The sequence below is a fragment of the Geodermatophilus sp. FMUSA9-8 genome, assembly GCF_037034165.1.
GTDB classification, from domain to species: domain Bacteria; phylum Actinomycetota; class Actinomycetes; order Mycobacteriales; family Geodermatophilaceae; genus Geodermatophilus; species Geodermatophilus nigrescens.
This window is the reverse complement of the sequence record NZ_JBAGKE010000001.1, coordinates 339,532-359,000: the sequence shown is the minus strand read 5'-3', so window position 1 is coordinate 359,000 and position 19,469 is coordinate 339,532. Positions and strand designations below refer to the sequence as shown.

15 protein-coding genes are annotated in these 19,469 nt (G+C 75.2%); 9 read left to right on the top strand and 6 right to left on the bottom strand.

What is annotated here, in order from left to right:
* Window positions 1-107 precede the first annotated feature (107 nt).
* Complete coding sequence (locus WA616_RS01690; protein ID WP_336026735.1) at window positions 108-506, top strand: hypothetical protein; 399 nt, start codon at window positions 108-110, stop codon at window positions 504-506.
* A gap of 41 nt (window positions 507-547) precedes the next feature.
* On the opposite strand, the gene WA616_RS01685 is transcribed toward WA616_RS01690, so the two are convergent.
* Both WA616_RS01685 and WA616_RS01680 read right to left on the bottom strand, forming a co-directional pair.
* Complete coding sequence (locus WA616_RS01685) at window positions 548-874, bottom strand: protealysin inhibitor emfourin (RefSeq protein WP_336026733.1); 327 nt, start codon at window positions 872-874, stop codon at window positions 548-550.
* Window positions 852-1,937 carry a M4 family metallopeptidase gene (locus WA616_RS01680; RefSeq protein ID WP_336026731.1) on the bottom strand — a complete coding sequence of 362 codons (1,086 nt, stop codon included), beginning with the start codon at window positions 1,935-1,937 and terminating at the stop codon, window positions 852-854. The genes WA616_RS01685 and WA616_RS01680 overlap by 23 nt, the downstream gene beginning before the upstream one ends.
* Window positions 1,938-2,193: 256 nt before the next feature.
* Here WA616_RS01680 and WA616_RS01675 point away from each other — a divergent pair, with 256 nt between their 5' ends.
* A complete protein-coding gene (locus tag WA616_RS01675) occupies window positions 2,194-3,237 on the top strand; it encodes a toll/interleukin-1 receptor domain-containing protein (RefSeq protein WP_336026729.1) in 1,044 nt (347 codons plus the stop codon).
* A 23-nt stretch (window positions 3,238-3,260) separates the two neighbouring features.
* On the opposite strand, the gene WA616_RS01670 is transcribed toward WA616_RS01675, so the two are convergent.
* Window positions 3,261-4,943 carry a patatin-like phospholipase family protein gene (locus tag WA616_RS01670; protein WP_336026727.1) on the bottom strand — a complete coding sequence of 561 codons (1,683 nt, stop codon included), beginning with the start codon at window positions 4,941-4,943 and terminating at the stop codon, window positions 3,261-3,263.
* Window positions 4,944-5,147: 204 nt separating this feature from the next.
* Here WA616_RS01670 and WA616_RS01665 point away from each other — a divergent pair, with 204 nt between their 5' ends.
* Together WA616_RS01665 and WA616_RS01660 are read left to right on the top strand one after the other, a co-directional pair.
* Window positions 5,148-6,557, top strand: coding sequence for a TRAFs-binding domain-containing protein (locus WA616_RS01665; RefSeq protein ID WP_336026724.1), 1,410 nt, complete (start codon window positions 5,148-5,150; stop codon window positions 6,555-6,557).
* Window positions 6,558-6,725: 168 nt separating this feature from the next.
* A complete protein-coding gene (locus WA616_RS01660; RefSeq protein ID WP_336026723.1) occupies window positions 6,726-8,294 on the top strand; it encodes an SH3 domain-containing protein in 1,569 nt (522 codons plus the stop codon).
* A 19-nt stretch (window positions 8,295-8,313) separates the two neighbouring features.
* On the opposite strand, the gene WA616_RS01655 is transcribed toward WA616_RS01660, so the two are convergent.
* Entirely contained in the window at window positions 8,314-9,102 is a 789-nt protein-coding gene (locus tag WA616_RS01655; protein WP_336026721.1) for a toll/interleukin-1 receptor domain-containing protein, read from the bottom strand.
* A 613-nt stretch (window positions 9,103-9,715) separates the two neighbouring features.
* Here WA616_RS01655 and WA616_RS01650 point away from each other — a divergent pair.
* Window positions 9,716-11,722 (top strand): cytochrome b5 domain-containing protein, encoded by a 2,007-nt coding sequence (locus WA616_RS01650; protein WP_336026719.1) that lies wholly within the window; start codon window positions 9,716-9,718, stop codon window positions 11,720-11,722.
* 50 nt (window positions 11,723-11,772) lie between these two features.
* On the opposite strand, the gene WA616_RS01645 is transcribed toward WA616_RS01650, so the two are convergent.
* Window positions 11,773-13,170: a S8 family peptidase gene (locus WA616_RS01645; protein WP_336026716.1), complete on the bottom strand. Its 1,398-nt coding sequence runs from the start codon at window positions 13,168-13,170 to the stop codon at window positions 11,773-11,775.
* A gap of 47 nt (window positions 13,171-13,217) precedes the next feature.
* On the opposite strand from WA616_RS01645, the gene WA616_RS01640 reads away from it, so the two are divergent.
* Both WA616_RS01640 and WA616_RS01635 read left to right on the top strand, forming a co-directional pair.
* Window positions 13,218-15,845, top strand: a complete 2,628-nt coding sequence (locus WA616_RS01640) for a CHAT domain-containing protein (RefSeq protein ID WP_336026714.1) — start codon at window positions 13,218-13,220, stop codon at window positions 15,843-15,845.
* Between the two features lie 130 nt (window positions 15,846-15,975).
* The gene (locus WA616_RS01635; RefSeq protein WP_336026713.1) at window positions 15,976-16,428 is read left to right on the top strand and encodes a hypothetical protein; all 453 of its coding nucleotides are present in this window, start codon (window positions 15,976-15,978) and stop codon (window positions 16,426-16,428) included.
* A gap of 10 nt (window positions 16,429-16,438) precedes the next feature.
* On the opposite strand, the gene WA616_RS01630 is transcribed toward WA616_RS01635, so the two are convergent.
* Entirely contained in the window at window positions 16,439-17,011 is a 573-nt protein-coding gene (locus tag WA616_RS01630) for an RNA polymerase sigma factor (protein ID WP_336026710.1), read from the bottom strand.
* Window positions 17,012-17,174: 163 nt separating this feature from the next.
* On the opposite strand from WA616_RS01630, the gene WA616_RS01625 reads away from it, so the two are divergent.
* Together WA616_RS01625 and WA616_RS01620 are read left to right on the top strand one after the other, a co-directional pair.
* Window positions 17,175-19,157, top strand: a complete 1,983-nt coding sequence (locus WA616_RS01625; protein ID WP_336026707.1) for an RICIN domain-containing protein — start codon at window positions 17,175-17,177, stop codon at window positions 19,155-19,157.
* Window positions 19,129-19,449, top strand: a complete 321-nt coding sequence (locus tag WA616_RS01620; protein ID WP_336026706.1) for a hypothetical protein — start codon at window positions 19,129-19,131, stop codon at window positions 19,447-19,449. The genes WA616_RS01625 and WA616_RS01620 overlap by 29 nt, the downstream gene beginning before the upstream one ends.
* Window positions 19,450-19,469: the final 20 nt, after the last annotated feature.

Sequence of the window (19,469 nt, the reverse complement as noted above, 5' to 3'; positions counted from 1 at the left end):
GCCGTATCACCGCGGTGCGGCGCCACCTCCTCCTGACGTCGGCCGCTCAGCCCCGAGGGGCCGGCGCGAGCGGGGACCACGGTCCGACGAGGTGTCCGGAGGCAGTCATGACCACCAGCGAGCACGTCCCGTCGACACCTCTCCTGCGCGCCCTGGAGGCCGCGCTGGCCCTGGGGCGCGCCGACGGCCGCCTCGCGGCGGAGATCGAGCCGGCCGGGGAGCCGGCCGCCGTGGGTCCGTGGTGCCGCGGTCTCGACCCCGAGCGGTTCGCCGCCCTCGTGTGGGACGCGGCGGCGGGCGCCGCACCCGCCGGGGTCGTGCTCAACGCCCCCCGCTGGTACGAGCGGGGTTTCCGTGAGGCCCTGGCACGCGTCCGGGGCCCGCAGGACCACGCGGTGCCTGCCGGACCGCACGACGCGGAGGCCGCCGGCCCCCGGGCCGCCGGCCGGCCCTCCCGGGGGTCCGCGTGCCGCGCCCTGCCGCCGCGGCGGTCCCGTCCCGCCTGAGGGCCCGGCGCCCCTGCTCCGGGGCGGCCCGGCCGGGAGGATCAGCCCCGCTCGTCGCGGGCCCGCTGCTCGAGCGCGTCGACCAGCGGGACGAGCTCGGGAGGAAGCTCCAGCTCACCGAGGCGCAGGGAGACGACCTCCTGCCCGCCGCGGCGGACCGTGAGGTCGTAGCGGTAGCCGTCGGCCGTCCCGCCCGGAGCGGGCGGGACGGCCGGGCGGGCACCGGCGAGCAGCCGGTCGAGCGCCGCGACGCCGGCCGGGTCGAGGTCGTCCCGGCCGGCCTCGACCTCGAGCCGGGCACCCGCGAACAGGCCCCCGGTGCGGCGCAGGTGCACGCGCACCGCCTCAGAGCTGGACCCCGACGCCATCCCAGGCCTCCTCGACCGCCGACACCTGCGGGCTGCCGGCGCCGAAGACGGTGGAGGCCACGACGCGCGTGATGCGGGCGAACTGGCGGAACGTGGCGGTGGGCAGCAGCCGTTCGTGTCCCAGCGAGGCATACCAGATCCGCCCGGCGTCCTCCCAGGCCCGGCCGCCCAGCCGCTGGGCGAGGAGGACGAAGGCGCGGTTGGGGATGCCCGAGTTGACGTGCACCCCGCCGTTGTCCTCGTCGGTCTCGACGTAGTCGTCCATGTGGCCCGGCTGCGGGTCGCGACCGAGCACGTCGTCGTCGTAGGCGGTGCCGGGCGCCACCAGGGACCGCAGGGCCTTGCCGGTGACCCCCGGGGCGAGGATCTCGCGGCCGACGAGCCAGTCCGCCTGCTCGACGGGCTGCCCGAGCGACCACTGCTCCACGAGGACGCCGAGCACGTCGGCCATCGACTCGTTGAGCGCGCCGGACTGGCCCTGGTAGACCAGCGGCCCGTCGTACTGCACGACCCCGTGGCTCAGCTCGTGGGCGCACACCGTCAGCGAGTGGGCGAGGCGCGTGAACAGGCGACCGCTGCCGTCGCCGAAGATCATCTGCGAGCCGTTCCACAGCGCGTTGTCGTAGTCGCGGCGGTAGTGGACGACGCCCTCGATCGGCATCCCGGCCTTGTCGATCGAGTTGCGCGCGAAGACCTGGAAGAAGAAGTCCCACGTGGCGCCGAGGCGTTCGAATGCCGCCTCGGCCGTCTCGTCGGCGCTCGCCGGTCCGGCCTCGGTCCGGATGATCGGGCCCCGCAGGTCCGGCGTGCTCCGGGCGTCCCGGACGATCCGCTCCTTCGTCGGCGGCGCGAGCGCGGTGGTGATCTCCGGCATCGCCGACCGCGGCAGGACGGACCTGCGGGCCTCGGCCTGGGTGCGCAGGGAACGCATCGTCGTCGAGGCGGCCAGGGCCCGGAGCGCCTCGCGGCGCTGCTCGGGGCTCCCGCGCTCGGCGACGGCGCGGAGGACGTGGTCGGGGATGAACGAGCAGACGGCGGCCGGCGCCGCGGGCGTGCGAGTCATCGGGATCGGACTCCGGCAGAAGTGGTGGGCGACCCGCTCCGGGTCGCCGCTCAGCGTCGCCGGGGCACCGTCACCGCGCCGTCACGCAGGTGTCACGGCGTCGTCCGCCGCAGCCTCGGGCACGCGCCGTGCTGCGTCGTCCGGGCCGGAACGCGGACCCGCGCGGTGACGGACCGGTGACGCCGGATGCCCAGCATGGCCAGCGCCGCTGTCCACCACGTCCGCTGACCGCGGAGCACCGTCCGGAGGTCGACCGGTGAGGATCGTCATCTCCTACGCCCGCGAGGACCGAGCGGTCGTGGATGAGCTCTGCGACACACTCCGATCACTGGGGCACGAGCCCTGGACGGATGCCGGCGCACACTCCGGAGGGCGGTGGTGGGACGAGATCATCGGACGCATCCAGCAGTGCGACGTCCTGCTCGCCGTGACCTCACCGGCGTCACTGGCGTCGAAGGCGTGCACGCTGGAACGTCAGTACGCGCTCGCCCTGGACAGGCAGTTGTTCCCGGTCCTGGTGGCCCCGGTCAGCATGCAGGGGTTGCCCTCGGCGTCCGCGCAGGTCCACTTCTTCGACTACACGGTCCGGGACGGCCCCGCGACCGCACGGCTCGCACAATCACTCGGTCAGCTGCCGCGGTCGCGACCGCTTCCCCACCCGCTCCCGCCGCCACCACCGCCACCGCTGTCGTACCTGAACCTCATCGCGGACAGGATCGCGACGCTGGTCGCCGACCCCCACCTGCAGGAGCGCATGGTCACCGACCTGACCACGGGCCTGCGGGCGAGCGATCCCGAGGAGAAGGCGACCGCGGCCGACCTCCTCCGGCGCTTCATCGAGCACGAGAACAGCCTGCAGGGCCCGGCCGAGCGTGCCCGACATGCGCTGTCCGGAGCCCCCCGGCAGAGGCCGGCCTGGCAAGGATGGCAGGCCGGACCGCCTCAGCCCGGACGTGTCGCACGGTCCAGGGTCACCAAGGTGCTCGCGTGGATCGGGGGTGCGACCGTCGGCCTGGTCGCGCTGGGCGTCTGGGCGGCCGTGTCGCTCGGCGGGGACACCCCAGGGGGGAACGGGGGCGGAGGCTCGGGTGTCGTCCCGGCGGCCACCGTCTCGCGGAGCGTCCACGACGACCTGGTGTCGCGTGGGCACCAGCCGGGAACGGTCACCTGCGGCGATCTGGAGGCGACCGTCGGCGCGACGACCTACTGCTCCGCCACGGGCCTGCCGAACGGCGGGACGAACGTGCGCGTCACGGTGGTCCAGGGCGGCAACGTGGTCGGCTGGGACTACCCGAACTGAGGCTCCGGTGCCCGTGGCGCTCCTCAGAGAAAGCCCGCGAACTGTGTCTCGAGGTCGATCCCGCGGGCGACGTGCCGGCCGACCGTTCGGAGGTGGGACATGGCGCCGACGGCGTCGAGCTTGCGCAGTCGCCCCCGGTCACGGGCCGGGATGGCGAGCGCCCCCACGGCGTCGTCGCCCAGGTCGGCGTCGTAGCGCAGGTAGGTGAACAGGTTCCGGCCACCCGGCGCGACCGCGCCCAGCCGCCCGCCGAACTCGCGGTCCAGGGCCGATCCGGCCCGGGTCCGCCCCAGCGACCGGCACACGAGGTCCTGGCCCACGGAGGCTCCCCGCATGAAGACGGACGGGAAGTTGGACGCGTTGAACAGCAGCCCGACCCGTCGGAGGTGGAGCCCGGGATGCACGGACGCCGCCGACCCCGTACCCACGGACACCACGAGCAACTCGTCCTCGCCGGCCGGCCAGCACAGGCCGTACTCCGGCAGCGTCGCCATGAGGAAGAGCAACAAGGCGGCGTTGTTGAACGGCGTCATCCCGCCGTCCTGGAAGACGTACTCGTGTCTGCCCACTCGCAGTCTCTGTGGCGGGAAGTAGACGGGGGCTGCGGTGCTGCCGCGCACGAGGGTGCTCAACGGGAGGTCGAGGTTGCGGTCCGGCTCGTCGTACAGGTAACGGTCGGCCTGGTTGTACCGGGCCCGCGTGCAGTTGCTCAGCGGCCATGGTGAGTCCGTGACCGTGTTGTGCAGGACGACGAGGAGCAGGGACCGGAACTCCCGGTCGCCCAGGGTGGTCCCCGCTCCGAAGAACCTCTCGAGTTCCTCGGTCAACGGTCCGTCCCGGTAGAGCGACCGGAGACGCATCGGGAGGAAGCGCCTCCGGAAGACCTTGCGACCGAGGGCGGCGTACCGCTCCTGCACCTCGGTCACGGTCTTCCCCATCGCCAGGGCCGCAGCGATGATCGCGCCGGTGCTGGTCCCACCGATGTAGTCGAAGTAGTCCGACAGGACGAGATCGGGTTCACCGCGGCGCCGCCGCAGCTGCTGCTCCAGCTCGGCGAGCACCTCCAGCGTCAGGACGCCTCTGATCCCACCGCCGTCGAGGGCCAGCAGCTTCTTCGCGCCCGGAGCGTCCTGGCGCTCCTCGTAGCGGCGGGGCGTCGGGTCGATGACCCGGACGCGAGGGCCGGGGCCGGTGAAGCCGAGCCGGCGGACGAAGTCGGCGGTTCCCCCGGGGCCGTCGCCACGTCGCCCGTTCCAGACGAGCAGCGCGTGCGGGGACTCGGTCATCGAGCGGGCCACCGCAACCAGACGGGCGTTCGCCCGGGCGAAGGGGTCCCCGCCGTCGGCCGTCGCCTCGCCCGCCGAGGGCGCCTCGACCTCGCTCCGTTGCAGGAGCGCGCGGAACCGGGTGACCCAGTCGGTATCCGGGAGGTCGACGGAGCGTCTCTCGAACTCGCCGGGTGGCAGGGCCAGGCACAGGCGGACCCGGGCGCCTCGACGGAGCCCGGCCTCGGCAGCGAGGAGGTCGGCGCCACGTGCCCCCCCGCAGACGATCGTCGTCCCGGGGCCGACACCCCAGGTGTCGAACGCCTCGTCGACCTCGCGCGCCACGCGCGCGACCTGTCCGGCGGGAAAGCGTGGTTCCTCGCGGTCGGGGGTGTCCACCATGTGTCCACTGACAGCGACCACGACGGGGGAGTCGGACATCGGAGGCCCTCCTTGCGCTCGGTGGCGAGCGACACGCAGCACCCTGGCTGATGTGCGTCCGGACGTCATCAGGGTGTCGTCCCTCAACCGCGATCGCGGGGACCGGACCACTCCGGTCCTCTCCGGTGCAGGCTGGGACCCGGGCGGCCAGAGGCGGCCGCGGCGCCGTGACCCGGTCCGTCCGGCGCAGGAGGTGAGCCGGCGATGTCCGACCGTCCGTTGTGCTTCGTCCTCATGCCCTTCGGTAAGAAGCCCGATCCGGCCGGCGGGGCGGCGATCGACTTCGACGCCGTCTACCGGCGGGCTCTGCGACCGGGGATCGAGGACGCGGGGATGACCCCGATACGAGCCGACGAGGAGAAGCTCGGCGGGATCATCCACCAGGCCATGTACGAGCGGCTGCTGCTCTGCGACTTCGCGGTGGCCGACCTGACCACGGCCAACCCGAACGTCCTCTACGAGCTGGGGATCCGTCACGCCGCACGGCCACGCACCACCCTCACGGTGTACGCCGCTCAGAAGCCGCTGCCCTTCGATGTCGCCCTGCTCCGCACACAGCGCTATCAGTTGACGACTAAGAACAAGCTGACGGGGAAGGCGGCCGAGCGGCTGCGCGCGAGCACCGCCGCGCACCTGACCTCGCTCCAGGAGCTGGCGCGCCAGGACGAGGCGCCCGACAGCCCCCTCTTCCAGCTGGTCTCGGCGTGGCGCCCGCAGCAGCTGCCGGCCGAGGCGGCCAGCAGTTTCCGCGGGCAGGTGCGGGAGGGTGAGGCGCTGAAGCGTCGGCTCGACACCGTCCGGCGGATGGCCGGCACCGCGGACGCGGAGGCTCGCGCCGTCCTGGACGAGGTCCACGCGAGCATGCGCCGGAGCGACACGGTCGACCTCGGCGTGTGGATCGACCTCGTCCTGGCCTACCGGGCCCTGGACGACTGGCGCTCCATGCTCGAGGTGTACGACGACATGCCCCGGCACCTGCGCCGCCAGGCCGCCGTCAGGCAACTCGTGGCCTTCGCCCACAACCGGTTGGCGGAGGACCCGACGAACCCAGAGCGCGACGAGCGACGCGCCACCGCTCTCTCCATGCTCGACGAGCTCGAGCGGGAGTGGGGGCCATCGTCCGAGACGTACGGGCTGCGCGGGCGGGTGTACAAGGCGCACTGGGCCGAGGTCGCCGCTGCAGGGGAGGACCTGTTGGCCGCGGTCCTCCTGGAGAAGGCGGTGGACCAGTACGTCCGCGGCTTCGAGGCGGACTGGCGCGACTACTACCCGGGCGTGAACGCCGTGACGCTGCTCGACGTGCAGGGAACACCGGCGAGCCTGGACCGCAAGGACGACTTGCTGCCCGTGGTCCGCTTCGCCCTCGAGCAGCGGGCCCGGGCAGAGGCGGCCGACTACTGGGTGTCCGCGACTCGCCTGGAGCTCGCCGTACTGGACGACGACGGGGATCGAGCCCGGCGCGCACTCGGCGAGTGCCAGGGCCACGCACCGGAGCGGTGGCAGCGCAGGACGACGGCCGGCAACCTCCGCCTCATCCGCGATGCGCGGGCCGCCCGAGGCATCGACGTGGCATGGCTCGATGGCCTCATCGACCGCCTCGACCCCACGGCCTGAGCGGGGTCGCGCCCCTCCCGAGCAGGCTCGCCGGTCCGGCCGACGCGGGGACCGCCGCTGGTGACGGGGCCGTGACGCCCGTCCTCCTACCGTCGCCGGCGCTGGTGCTCCCCACTCGGCCCGCGGGGAGCAGGTCCGAACGGAGTCCCCATGTCAGGACGTGCAGGCATGCTCCAACGCGGGGTCCACTACATCGAGCCCAGCCGGGCCGTCGCGACCGTGGTCCACGGACTGCTGGCGGTGGGCCTGATCGGCGCCGTCGGGGCCGGCCTCCTCCTGCGGAGCGACTACTGGCCGCCCGCGGTGCCGCGTCCGTCCTCCATGGTGCCCGACTGGGCGATCCTGGGGGGCACCGGCCTCGCCGTCCTCCTCATCGCCTCCGCGGTGGTCAACGGCCGCCGATGGCGGACCATGCGGCGGATCGTGCGGCTCTCCCGGGACCCGGCCCTGGGCCCCGCTCTACCGCCGGGACAGGTGGTCACCGGCGGCCCCTTCGTCTCGACACCGCCACCCCTCCGGGTGCAGATCGTTCGTCCGCCGCGCTTCCGGCAGCGGCCGGGTCCCCTCCGGCGGGTCACGGAGACGAGCAACGTGCTGGGACGCCCGCCCCTGTCCATCGTGTATCTCCGGGTCTTCGAGAACCAGCCACGCGCCCGTACGTTCGTCCGTGGTGCCTGGCGGGAGTTCGGTCACGTACACCTCCTGCGCAGCGCGGCGGCGATGAGCCCAGCACAGTTCCGGGCGGTCAGGCGGGCCGGGGCGCTCGGCCCGCTCTTCGTCAGCTCGCCGGAGGACCTCAGGAGGCGGCTCGACCGGGCGCTGACCGAACCGCAACGGCCGGGATGGCACACGCTCGACACCGTCGCGGGCTCCACGGTCTGGACCTTCGACCGGTTCGGCGCCTACCCGGTGGACTCGATCTTCTGCCATGCCGACTCCTGGCAGACCGCGCTGGACCACCTGCTGGCACGTGCCGATCTCGTCGTGCTCGACCTCTCGGGGTACCGGACGAAGAACAAGGGGACCCAGTACGAGCTGCAGCGGATCGTCGACACCTTCCCGGTGTCACGGGTGGTCCTCCTGGCCGATCCCTGGAGCAACGTGCGCTACCTCGAGGGGGAGGTGCGCGCAGCGTGGCAGCGCATGGACGTCCGGTCCCCGAACGCGCGACTCGGGTCGCAGACCGTCCCGCTGGCCCTCACCGACTACTACCTGGAGGTCGAGACGCAGCCGGCCGGGAGGGGCGGCCCGGCCCCCACGCAGACCCTGCTCAAGGCCAGCCGGGCACAGAGCCGGTGGCTGCTGGCGCGGGCACACCGTGTACTCGAGCACGCGCCCCAGCACCTGGCACCAGCGCCGACGGTGGCACCCCTGAGCGCCCCGCCGCCGTACGCCGGGTCGGACCACGGGCACACGGGGGAGGAGGTGGATCCCGTGCGCCACGTCCCGTGGCGCGGCGGACTCGCGGCGGTCACGGTGGTCGGTGCGACGGCCCTCGCCGTCTGGCTGGCGGCCCCCGCTCTCCTCTCGAGTGGGGTCCCGGCCTCCGTGGCAGGGCTGTACAACGTCCGCGAGGGGCCGTCGACGAGCACCGCGGACATCGGTGACGTGGGGCCCGGCGACCGACTCGTCGTCGCGTGCGTGACGGATGACTGGGCGCGGCTCGAGCAGCCGCTGCCGGGCGGCTTCGTGTCGACCGAGCGGATGACCTTCGCGGAGAGCCCGCCGCACTGCTGACGAGGACCGCACGGCCGCCCTAGAGCTCGAGCATCCGCTGGGCGCGGAAGCGCCGACCACCGGTGGTCCCCCCGAAGACGTTGGGCCCGTAGCTGCCGTCGATCTGGAGGACCTTGAGGTGGCTCCGGCTCTCGACGAGAGTGACGCGCTGCAGGCGGGGGTCGTATCCCCAGGACCCGATCTGACGGCTCAGGCGTCCCAGCAGGCGGCCGGTCACACGCTCCTCGAAGCGGTTGTTCGACTGGAGGACGAGCACCGCGTCCGGGATGACGGCGGCTCGCTCACCCGGGCGGAGGTCACGGGTGACCAGCCAACGGCCGACGAAGACCCCGCCGTCAGGTACGACCGGGCCAGCCGCGGCACGCCACAGCACCTCGGGCACCACCTGCCGAGCGGCTCCGTGGCGGACGACGCGGTCGACCTCCCGCACCAGCGTGCGCAGTCCCTCGTCGGGATCGCGCACGAGGTCCACCCAGACCACCTGGGGTAGGACGAAGCGCGGGTAGAGGGTGACGTCGCCGTCCACCCGGACGGGGACGACCGGCACACCCTCGCGTTGAGCGACGATGCACTCGGTGCGGCACTGCGAGTCATCGCGGAGTGCGTCCTCCGTCATCACGAGGAGGACGGCATCGATCGTCCGGAACGCCTGCGCGACCTGCTGGAACCAGCTGTGGCCCAGTCGCAGTTCCTGCGTCGGTGACCAGATCGCGCAGTCCGGAGTGCGAACGGCCAGGTCCTCCGCGATGCGTTCGGCCGCGTCGCGGCCATCGGCGAAGGAGTGGCTGAGGAAGAGGCGAGCCGTCATGGCCCCTCCCGATCGTGGAGGCCGAAGAGGTGTCGATCGAATCGGTCCTGGACACGGCGGGACAGGTCTCTTCGCGCGGATCCGGCGCGGTCGACGTCCGTGTCGTCGCGGCGGCATCGGTGAGCCACCCCGCGTGGACTCGCGGTGAACGCGGATCAGACGTCGCGGGGGCGGTTCCGCCAGTCCCACAGGGCGGAGGGGACGACCGAGTCCCGGCCGACAGGACGTCCCTCGAGCGTCGCGGCGACGTCGTCGAGGGAACCGGCTGCGAACGCTTCTCCTAGGCCCGGAGTGCCGGCCAGGCCGCCGGTCTGAGCCCGCTCGGCGGGATGGCCAGCAGGCCTGCCCCGGCGGCGAGGACACCCGTGTTCGCGGAGCGGAACTCCACGACGACGCACGCCTCGCCTGGTCCCTGCGCCGTCGGCCAGTACCGGGATCAGAGCGACACCGGTGTCAGGGCCGTCTCCTGGGTGGTGAGGCCGGGCAACGCCGCACCGGGGTCGGGCCCGGCCGTATCAGCGGCGGCGGCCCCGGCCTCTGCTCCGGGAGAGCACGGATCCGCCGGTCGCCGTGGCCTCCCGGCCGCCGGCGGGCCGCACCCCGAGGAGCCGCCATGGACGCGCACCGGACCGCACCCGCGGCGCGGGTCCTCGCCTCCGCAGGGGGCGACGGCAGCGCGGGGCAGGAGCACCTGGGCCCGCTGTCGGCCGGCCGGGGCTTCCTGCCCACCCGCCCGCCGCTGCTGCGCCTGCCCGCGAGCCACGCCGCCTGGGACGAGGCGGCGGCGCAACTGCCGGACCTCTTCCGCGACCTCGCCGTCCGCCCGGCGTTCGACGGGATGCCGGTCCTGCCCGCCGGCCCCGACGCGCTGCCCGACGCGGCCCTGCAGCGCGCGGCCACGGTGCTCGGCCTCCTCGGGCACAGCTACTGGCACTGCCACGCACCCCGGCCCACCGCCCTCCCCGCGAGCGTCGCTGAGCCGTGGGCGGAGGTCCGCCGCCGGCTCGGGCGGGCGCCGGACCCGGTGCTGACCTATCCCGACCTGATCGTGCACAACTGGCGGTTCGCCGACGGCCGGGACGCCCTCCCGCTCGTGTCGGACGACCTCCGCCTGCTCGTCCCCGCCGTGCGCAACGAGGAGGAGCGCGTCTTCTACCTCGCACAGGTGGAGATCCTGGCGCGGTGCGCGCCGGTCGTCGGAGCGGCGGCCGACGCCCAGCAGGCGGTGCTCGACGACGACGCCGAGGCGCTGCGCGACGCCCTCGACCGGGTGTCCGCCGCCGTCCGCGCCGCGACCCGGGCGCTGCGGCTCATCGACCCGCGCCCGGACGGCCGCACCTGCGTCGACCCCGTCGTCTGGGCGAAGACGGTGGCCCCGCTGGCGGTGCCGCTCGCCCCCGGCGTCCTCGGGCCGAGCGGCACGGCGTCGCCGGTGTTCACCCTGCTCGACGCCCTCCTCGGCAGGCAGCGCCACGACAGCCAGCTGGGCCGGGAGATCCTGCTGCACCGCCGCAGCTCCCCGCCGCACTGGCGCCGGCTCCTCGACGCCGTCGAGGAGGTCCCCGTCGCCGGGTACGTCGCCTCCCGGTCCGCGCCGGGCGTCGTCGCCTCGTTCGAGGCGGTGCGGGAGGCGTACGCCGGGGCGGACGGCTTCCTCGGCCGGCACCGGCGCCGGGTGTCGGGCTACCTGTCCGTCGCCTTCATGGTCGGCCGGGGCCTGACCATCGGCGGGTTCGCCGGGTCACCGCGGGAGCTCACCTGGCAGACCGTCGACAGCGCCCTCACCGCGTCCCGCGACGAGCGGGGTCCCTCGCCGGGGACGCGCGCTCCGGCAGGCGTCCCCCCGCGCCCGGCCGGCCGGGGGATCTCGGTGGCCGACCTCGCGGAGCACAACGACGACGGGCACGGCTGGTGGCTGGCGATCGGCGGCCGCGTGCACGACGTCGCCGGCTTCGTGCGCCGCCACCCCGGCGGCGCGGCGGTGCTGCGAGGCCATGCCGGCCTCGACGCCACCGCCGCCTTCGACCGGGCCCACGCCGGCCGCTCGGGGCTGACGCACCTGCTCGCGGCCACCGACGTCGGGCCGCTCGTGCGTCCCGCCGTCACCCGGGTCCGCGCACTCCACGACGCCTGGCTCGGCGCCCTCGCCGAGGTGGTCCACCTGCAGAACGCCTTCCGGCTCGACCGGTCGTTCGGGCGGGAGACCGACCTGTGCGGTGCCGACGGCGGGCGACCCTCCGCTCTGCAGGAGGACCGGGCCGCGGACACCGCGTCGCGTTTCGCGGACGAGTACCTGCCCCGGTTCGCCGCCGAGGTCCTCGCGCCGCTGGCCGGCCGGGTCCTGCGTGAGCGGCGGATGCCCCTCGGCGGGCTCAGGACGCTCCCCGGCGGGCCCGGCGGCGGACTGCCGCCGGGCTGCTCGACCCGGCGCCGGCTCGACCTGGTCGAGCAGCGGATCGCGGCGACCAAGGCGCTGCTCGTCGCCGGCGCACGGTGCTTCGACACGTGGGGCGACGCCGTCCTCGACCGGGGGGACCTGTGGCGCCTGGTGGCGGAGGCGGTCCCGCTGTGTGCCGGCGCGGCGACCGTCGCCGTGCACCGCACCCGTCCCGCGCGGTGAGGGCCGGTCCCCCGGGAGGCGTCCCGGGGGACCGGCCCTCGGCCGTGAGCTCAGACGGGCAGGATCCGGACGGAGACCCCGTAGCCGGGGAACAGTCGCCGGCCGTGGCCCATCAGCCGGTCGCACGCCTCCTTGGCCGTGGAGACCTCCGGATGCTCCTGCATCAGCCGGACGATCGCCCCGGTGACCTGCGGTGCGGCGAAGGAGGTGCCGCTCCACGTCGCCCACGCGTCGGCGCCGAAGGTCTCCGGGCCCTGGGGGTCGTACTCCCGTGACTCCGTCCCCATCACGTACGTCGACACGACGCCCTGCCCGAGCGTGGAGCAGGTCACCCAGTCACCGCGGGTGGACCAGCGCGCGTCGATGACCTGGGTCTCGTCGCGGTAGTCGAGGCGCAGGGCCGCGACGGAGACGACGTGCTCCGGGAAGTAGGACCTCCCCGAGAGGGCAGCGGGCCAGCACGGCCGGTCATCGCCGCCGTTGCCGGCGGCGCAGACCAGCAGGAGGTGGGTCCCCCGCCTCCTCGCGATCTCGATGGCCTCACCGACCGCGTCCAGGAGGGCAAACGGGGGCTTGCCGTCGGGGGTGACGAGGCCGAGCGACAGGTTGACGACCTCGGCGCCGTCCTCGGCCGCTCGCACGATGTGCTCCCCGACCTCGACGTCCTCCCCGACCCCCTCCGTGTCGAGCGCGCGTCGCACGTCGAGGTCCGCGCCGGGAGCCACCTGCTGGACGATGCCGCAGACGAAGGTGCCGTGGCCCGCGCCTCGGTCGAGGAACTCGTCGCGGGGGACGACGTCGAGCAGGTCGAGGTTGTCGGTGCGGGCCAGGCCCTGCAACCAGCCGTCTGCGCGCTGCTCGGCGCTGAGTCCGTTGTCGATGACCACCACGCGGGGGCCGCGGACCTCCTGCCCGGGCCGTGACCACCGCCCGCCCTCCGGCGGACCGGAGAGCTCGGGGCCGCCGACGGCCTTCCGGATCGCCCCCAGCATGACGGCGTAGCTCGGCTGCGCCGTGGCCCCGCACAGTCGGAGCGCGGCGGAGCTGTACGCCTGCGCCGTACGACGGGGGCCGGCGCAGACGTCCTGGAGCACGCGGAGGTCCGGGAGCCGGGGTGACCGCACCGGCACCGGGTGCGGCGCGTATCCGGCCCCCAGGCCGCGCAGGTCACGCGTCGCCTGGTCTGCGTCGCCGGAGCGCACCAGCACTCGGTCCGGGTCCACGGGGAACTCGTCGTCGTGGAGCAGCAGCTGCGTCATCGCCAGGCCGCACCGGCGGTCCCGGAGGTCCTCGGCGGCTGCGACCTGCTGCTTCCTGCGCGCGGCGTCGTCCTGCAGCGCTGCCTCCCAGGCGGCGATCTGCCTGCGCACCACGTCGCGCTGGGTCCTGATCTGCTCGTCGTCCCGCAGGTCCGCCGGTGCGTGGGGATAGGGCTCCAGGGCCGCCATCGGAAATCTCCTCCTCGCTGCGCCGGATCCGGAGCAGAATGGTCCCGGTGACCGGCGTCACACGGGAAGAGCCGAGCGGCTCCCTCCTGATACGTGCGCAGCAGGCCTACGACGGCGTCGTGGGGGACCCGCGGCGCTTCGACCGGACCGCCGCCGACGTCGTCGAGACCGCCCGCCGCACCGCCGACAGCGAGGCGCTCGTGGTCGGCCTGCGGGCGGTGGCGTGGGCGGCCCGGGCCCGTCGCGAGAACCGGCGGGCGCTGCAGCTGCTCGACGAGGCGGTCCGGCTGGCCCGGCGGGCGGGGCTCATGCACCGGCTCGCGGAGCTCCTGGTCACCCGGGCGGCGGTCGTCCTCGAGCTCGGCCAGGTCGCCGTCGCCCTGCGGGACCTGGACCGGGCCGTGGCCGGGGCGGACCGGTCGGTCCCCGAGGCCGAGTTCATGCGCGCCGTGCTGCTGCACAACCTCGGGCGCCTGGAGCCGGCGGCCGCGTCCTACCGCCGCGTCGTGGACGACCCGGCCGCGACGCTGGACAACCGGGGGAGCGCGGCCAACAACCTCGCCCTGGTGGCCGCCTCCCGGGGACGGTTCGACGAGAGCCTGCGCCACCTCGACCGCGCCGAGGAGTTGGCCGCCGGCATCGGGCCCTCGATGTACGCGTTCGTGGCGCACAACCGTGGCCTGGTCCTGGCGCAGAGCGGACGGCTCGCGGAGGCGCTGTCCCAGCTCGACCGCGCGACGGAGCTGTTCGCGGAGACCGGCGTGCCGCTGGGCGAGTACCACATGGAGTACGCCGACGTCCTGGCCGAGCTGCGGCTGCTGCCGGAGGCGCGGGACCTGGCCGGCCGCGCCGCCGCCGACCTCGAGGCCCAGGGCGTCCTGCTCCTCGCCGCCGAGGCCCGGCTGACGGTGGCCCAGACCGCGCTGCTCGCCGGGGACGCCGGGACGGCACGGGCGGCCGCCGACGACGCTGAGCGGCTGTTCCGCCGGCAGCGGCGCACCGCCTGGGCCGCCCGGGCCACCGTGCTCGCCGCCGAGGCGGCCCTCCTCGACGGCGCCGCCGACGTCCACGTGGTGCGGCGCGCGGCGCGGGCTGCGGGGTACCTCGACCGGTCGGGCATGCCGACGGCCGCCGCGGCCGCGCATCTGGCCGCAGGCCGGCTGGCCGCGCGGCTGGAGCGCCCCCGGGTCGCCCGGCGCTGCCTGGAGGTGGCGCGGGACCGCAGCCGGCGCGGCCCGGTGCTGCTGCGGCTGCGCGGGCACCTGGCCGGCGCCACCGCCGAGCGGCTGGCCGGGCGGGACGAGGCCGCCCTGCGGCACTGCCGGGCCGGGCTGGCCGACCTGGCCCGGCACCGCGCCGCGCTCGGGTCGACCGAGCTGCGTGCGCTCGCCTCGGGCCACGGGGTCGAGCTCGGGCGCATCGGGCTCGAGGCGCTGCTGCACACCGGCTCGCCGCTGCGCGTGCTCGGCTGGATGGAGCGGACGCGGGCCGCGGCCCTGGTGAACGTCGAGCCTCCGGCACCGGCTGGGCTGCAGGACGAGCTCGCCGAGCTCCGGCTCGTCCACGCCGAGCTGGCGCAGGCGTTGCGGGAGACCGGCGAGGAGCCGGCGGAGCTGCGCGCCCGCCAAGCCGCCGCGGAGGCCCGGGTGCGGCGCAGCACCTGGCGGCGGTCCGGGTCGGGAGCCGTCCGGGCACCCGGGTGCACGCCCGGTGAGCTGCGCCGGCGGCTCGACGGCCGCGCGCTGGCCTCGTTCGCCACGGTGGAGGACGACCTGGTCGCCGTCGTGCTGCACGGCCGACGCAGCCGCCTGGTCCACCTGGGCCCGGCCCGGGCCGTGCGGGCCGAGTGCGACGGCCTGCTGTTCGCGCTCCGGCGCCTCGTCCGCCCCGGCCGCGCGACCGCGCTCGCCGCCGCTCGGGCGAGCGCCGACGAGGGCCTGCGGCGCCTGGCGGGCCTGCTGCTGGAGCCGTTGGAGGTGCCCGCGGACGTCCCGCTGGTCGTCGTCCCCGACGGGCGGACGCACCGCGTGCCCTGGGCGGCGCTGCACGGCGCACCGGTGACCGCCACGCCGTCGGCCGCGCTGTTCGCCCGTCCGGAGCCGGCCGCGCCGCGGGACGCCGGTACGGTGGTGCTCGTGGCCGGCCCCCGGCTGCCGGGTGCGGTCGCCGAGGTCGAGGCCGTGGGCCGGTGCCACGCGCGGCCCGCCGTCCTCAGCGGGGAGGCGGCCACGGTGGCCGCGACCACCGACGCGCTGGCCGGTGCGGGGCTGGCCCACCTGGCCTGCCACGGCCGGCTGCGCGCGGACAACCCGACCTTCTCCTCCCTGGAGCTGGCCGACGGCCGGCTGACCGTCCACGAGCTCGACCGCCGGGGGATCGCGCCCCGGCGGGTCGTGCTCGCCGCCTGCGACTCCGCCGCGGACGTCGCCTACGCCGGTGACGAGCTGCTCGGCTTCGTCAGCGCGCTCCTGGCCCGGGGGACGACCGGGGTCCTGGCGAGCACGGTCGCCGTCGGCGACGTCGAGTCGGTGGACCTGATGGCGGAGGTGCACCGCGGGCTCGCCGACGGCCGGACCGTGGCCGACGCGCTGCACGCCGCCCGCGGCCGGCTGGACGTCGCCGACCCGCGCCAGTTCGTCCACTGGTGCGCCTTCGGTGCCTACGGGGCCGGCTGAGCAGGTATCAGGAGCTCGCGTCCGGCCTCTGATGAGGAGCGGCACGGCCGCGGCCGGTGCTGGCCGCCCACCGCGCCGCGGGGCACCATGCCCCTGCGGGACCACCGCGGTGGCGAGGGAGGCGGGGGACGTGGCGGCACCGGGAACGGATGGGGACGACGACCTGCTCGACGAGCTGCGTGCGGCGGTCCGCGGGGCGGGCACGCCCACGGCGTCGATGACCGACGCCGCCCGCGCCGCCTTCTCGTGGCGGACCGTCGACGCCGAGCTCGCCGCCCTGGCGTCGGACTCGCTCGTCGACGAGGCGGCGGGCGTGCGTGGGAGCTCCGCCGGTCCCCGCGACCTGGTCTTCGAGGGGCGGACGGCGTCCGTCGAGGTGGCGCGGGACGAGGACTGCCTGGTCGGCCAGCTGGTCCCGGCCGGTCCCGGGCAGGTGTCGCTGCTACATCCCGACGGCGAGGTGGACCGCACCGAGGCCGACGAGTTCGGCCGGTTCCGGTTCGACCGGACGGTGACCGGGCCGGCGCGGCTGCGCTGCACCACGCCGTCGGGGGACGTCGTCACCGAGTGGGTGCGCTTCTGAGGTGGTCGCCTCAGACCTCCAGCAGGGCCCGCACCGCGGCGTGGGCGCGGATCCGTGCGATCGCCCGGGCGCGTGTCGGCCCGATGCTGCCGATCGGCATGCCGAGACGCCGGCTGACCTCCTCGTAGGGGACGGGCGGGTCCTCGATCAGGAGCAGCAGCAGCCGGCGCTGCCGCTCGGGCAGCTCGGAGAGCGCGGCGAGGAGGGCCTCGTGCCGCTCGCCCTCGAGGAGGTCCCGGTCCGGGCCGGGCGAGCCGTCGGCCGGCCCGTGGGCGTCGAGGTCGGCGGAGGGGACCGGCGGCCGGCCCCGGGTGACGTGGGAGCACTCGTTGCGGGCGGTGGTCGCGATCCAGCCGGGGAGCGCCCGGGGCTCGCGGACGGCGCCGAGGTGCTCGACCAGGCGCAGCCACACCGTCTGGACGACGTCCTGCGCCTCGGCGTCCTGCAGCCGGTTACGGCGCACGATCGACAGCACGAGGGGCGTGAACCGCTCGACCAGGCGGTCCCAGGCGGAGGAGTCACCCGCCAGGGCCCGGGCGACGAGCGCGGCGACGGCGTCGTCCCCGTCCGCTTCGGGCTCCACGGACGTCCCCCTCACTGCCGGGTGGCACGGCCGGGCCCAGCGTAGTGACGCGGGCACCGGGCGCGGGACGAGACGGATCGCGGGAGCGGACGCGCTCGTGACGGGGCGGTGACGGGCTCCCGGCGACCCTCGACCGGTCCGCACAGCCCACGAGGAGGAAGACATGGCTGGTGACCTGCCCCTGGAGGAGCGACTCGTCGTCGTCGACGCAGACCAGCCCGGAGCCGCGGCAGCCGCGGTACCGACCGGGCGCGTCCTGCACGAGTACGGCGACCGCATCCGCGTGGAGACGCCGTCCCCCGATCCCAGCGGAGCGCCTGCCGCTCCGCCTGCGGAGGTGCCCGCCGAGCTGCTGGCGCAGCTCAGCGAGACCGAGGCGCTCGGGCTGCGCGCCCTCCAGCTCCGCCTGTCGGACGAGTACGCCTCGGCCAAGGCGCAGCGACCGCGGCAGGGTGAGCCGTGGGACATGGACTACAGCTGCACGGACGAGGGCGAGGCGGCCGCGCCGGAGGACGCCGGCGCACCCGTCCCGCCCGGCGCCCCCACCAGCGCCTACCTGGAGGGCCGGGTCGCCGTGGGCGTGATCATGGTCGAGGGCCCGAGCGCCGACCTCCAGTTCAGCGCCGCCGAGCGCGCCAAGGTCGTGGCCGAGGTGCAGAACGGGCTCAGCTACCTCGCCACCGCCAACCCGGCCGCCGGCGTCAGCTTCGTCTACGACGTCCGGGTCGTCCGGGTCGGCGTCTCGGCGGACCCCGCCGACCCCGACCTCGAGGGACGCTGGCGCAACCCGGCGATGGCGGCCCTGGGCTTCGCCGCCGACTTCGGCGGGGTCGGCGCCTACGTCCGCGACCTCCGCACCCGCGTGAACAGCCGGTGGGCCTACTGCGCCTTCTTCGTGAAGTACCCGGTGCGGCACTTCGCCTACGCGTCCATCGGCGGCCCGCGGGTGGTCATGCACTACGACAACGACGGCTGGGGCCCGGACAACATCGACCGCGTCTTCGCCCACGAGACCGGGCACGTCTTCGGCTGCCCCGACGAGTACGCCGGCAGCGGCTGCGACTGCGGCGGGTCCTGGGGCCGGTTCGGCAAGCCCAACCTCAACTGCGAGCGGTGCGCGCCGGGCGGCGGGATCCCGTGCCTCATGAAGGGCAACGACTTCACCATGTGCCCGGTCACCCCGGCCCACCTCGGCTGGATGCCGTCCCGGATCGTCGCCAAGCACAGCGTCAAGGTGGCCGACGTCAACGGTGCGTCGGCCGCGAACGGCGCGCTGCTGATCCAGTGGCCCTACCACGGTGGCGAGAACCAGGCGTTCCGTGCCGACCACCTCGGGGACGGCTGGTACCGGCTGGTGGCGCTGCACAGCACGAAGGTGCTCGACGTCGAGGGGGCGTCGACGGCGAACGGTGCCCGGCTGCTGCAGTGGCCCTGGCACGGCGGGAACAACCAGCAGTTCCGGATCGAGGGCGTCGGGGACGGCTACGCGCGGATCACCGCCCGGCACAGCGGGCGGGCGCTCGACGTCACCGGGTCCTCCACCGCCAACGGCGCGCAGCTGATCCAGTGGGACTACCACGGTGGCGACAACCAGCGCTGGTTGCTGACCTCCCCGGTCCCCGCGGCCCACAGCGGCCAGGTCCTCGACGTCTCGGGTGGGTCCACCACCCGGGGCGCTCTGGTGGTCGCCTGGCCGTACCACGGCGGGGCGAACCAGGCCTTCCGCTTCGAGCGGCTCGCGGGCGGCTGGTACCGGATCGTCGCCCAGCACAGCGGCCTCGTGCTCGACGTCGAGGGCTCGTCGACGGCGAACGGTGCCCGGCTGCTGCAGTGGCCGTGGCACGGCGGGCCCAACCAGCAGTTCGCGGTGAACGCGCTCGGCGACGGCAACGTCCGGATCACCGCCCGGCACAGCGGACGGGCCCTGGACGTGGCCGGGGCGTCGCAGGGGAACGGCGCGCAGATCCTGCAGTGGGACTGGCACGGCGGGCCGAACCAGCGCTGGCTGGTGCCCCAGGTCGTCACGGTGGCCGGCGCGCCGGAGCCGCCCGGGGCGGAGGCGGAGGCCGGGCCGGTCGGGATCCCGCAGCCCCGCGCCGACGAGGAGACCCTGACCGGTGCCGATGCTGCTGGTGGTCGCGGATGACGTGGGGCAGGTGCTGGACCGGATGGGCCGTGCGGTCACCTTGGTCCAGCACCTGCCCCCGCGGCTCGCGGTCGTCGAGTGCGACGACGACGCCCGGGCGGCGCTCCCGACCGCGCCGGGCGTCCTCGGCATCGGAGAGCCGGAGCTGCCCGACGACGTCCGGGACCGGCTGACGGGGACCGAGCGGCTCTTCGCCGACGCCTGGGTCCTGGGCCGCCGGCCGAAGACGCGCCCCGGTGACGGGCTGGCCTGGGACGCGCCCGGCTTCGACCCACCCGACGCGCCGCGCTGACGGACCCGTCGGGGGCCCGG

Coding starts and splice junctions, on each gene's coding strand:
- WA616_RS01690 (WP_336026735.1), top strand. CDS start 108: ATGACCACCAGCGAGCACGTCCCGTCGACACCTCTCCTGCGCGCCCTG.
- WA616_RS01685 (WP_336026733.1), bottom strand. CDS start 874: ATGGCGTCGGGGTCCAGCTCTGAGGCGGTGCGCGTGCACCTGCGCCGC.
- WA616_RS01680 (WP_336026731.1), bottom strand. CDS start 1,937: ATGACTCGCACGCCCGCGGCGCCGGCCGCCGTCTGCTCGTTCATCCCC.
- WA616_RS01670 (WP_336026727.1), bottom strand. CDS start 4,943: ATGTCCGACTCCCCCGTCGTGGTCGCTGTCAGTGGACACATGGTGGAC.
- WA616_RS01665 (WP_336026724.1), top strand. CDS start 5,148: ATGTCCGACCGTCCGTTGTGCTTCGTCCTCATGCCCTTCGGTAAGAAG.
- WA616_RS01660 (WP_336026723.1), top strand. CDS start 6,726: ATGCTCCAACGCGGGGTCCACTACATCGAGCCCAGCCGGGCCGTCGCG.
- WA616_RS01655 (WP_336026721.1), bottom strand. CDS start 9,102: ATGACGGCTCGCCTCTTCCTCAGCCACTCCTTCGCCGATGGCCGCGAC.
- WA616_RS01650 (WP_336026719.1), top strand. CDS start 9,716: ATGGACGCGCACCGGACCGCACCCGCGGCGCGGGTCCTCGCCTCCGCA.
- WA616_RS01645 (WP_336026716.1), bottom strand. CDS start 13,170: ATGGCGGCCCTGGAGCCCTATCCCCACGCACCGGCGGACCTGCGGGAC.
- WA616_RS01625 (WP_336026707.1), top strand. CDS start 17,175: ATGGCTGGTGACCTGCCCCTGGAGGAGCGACTCGTCGTCGTCGACGCA.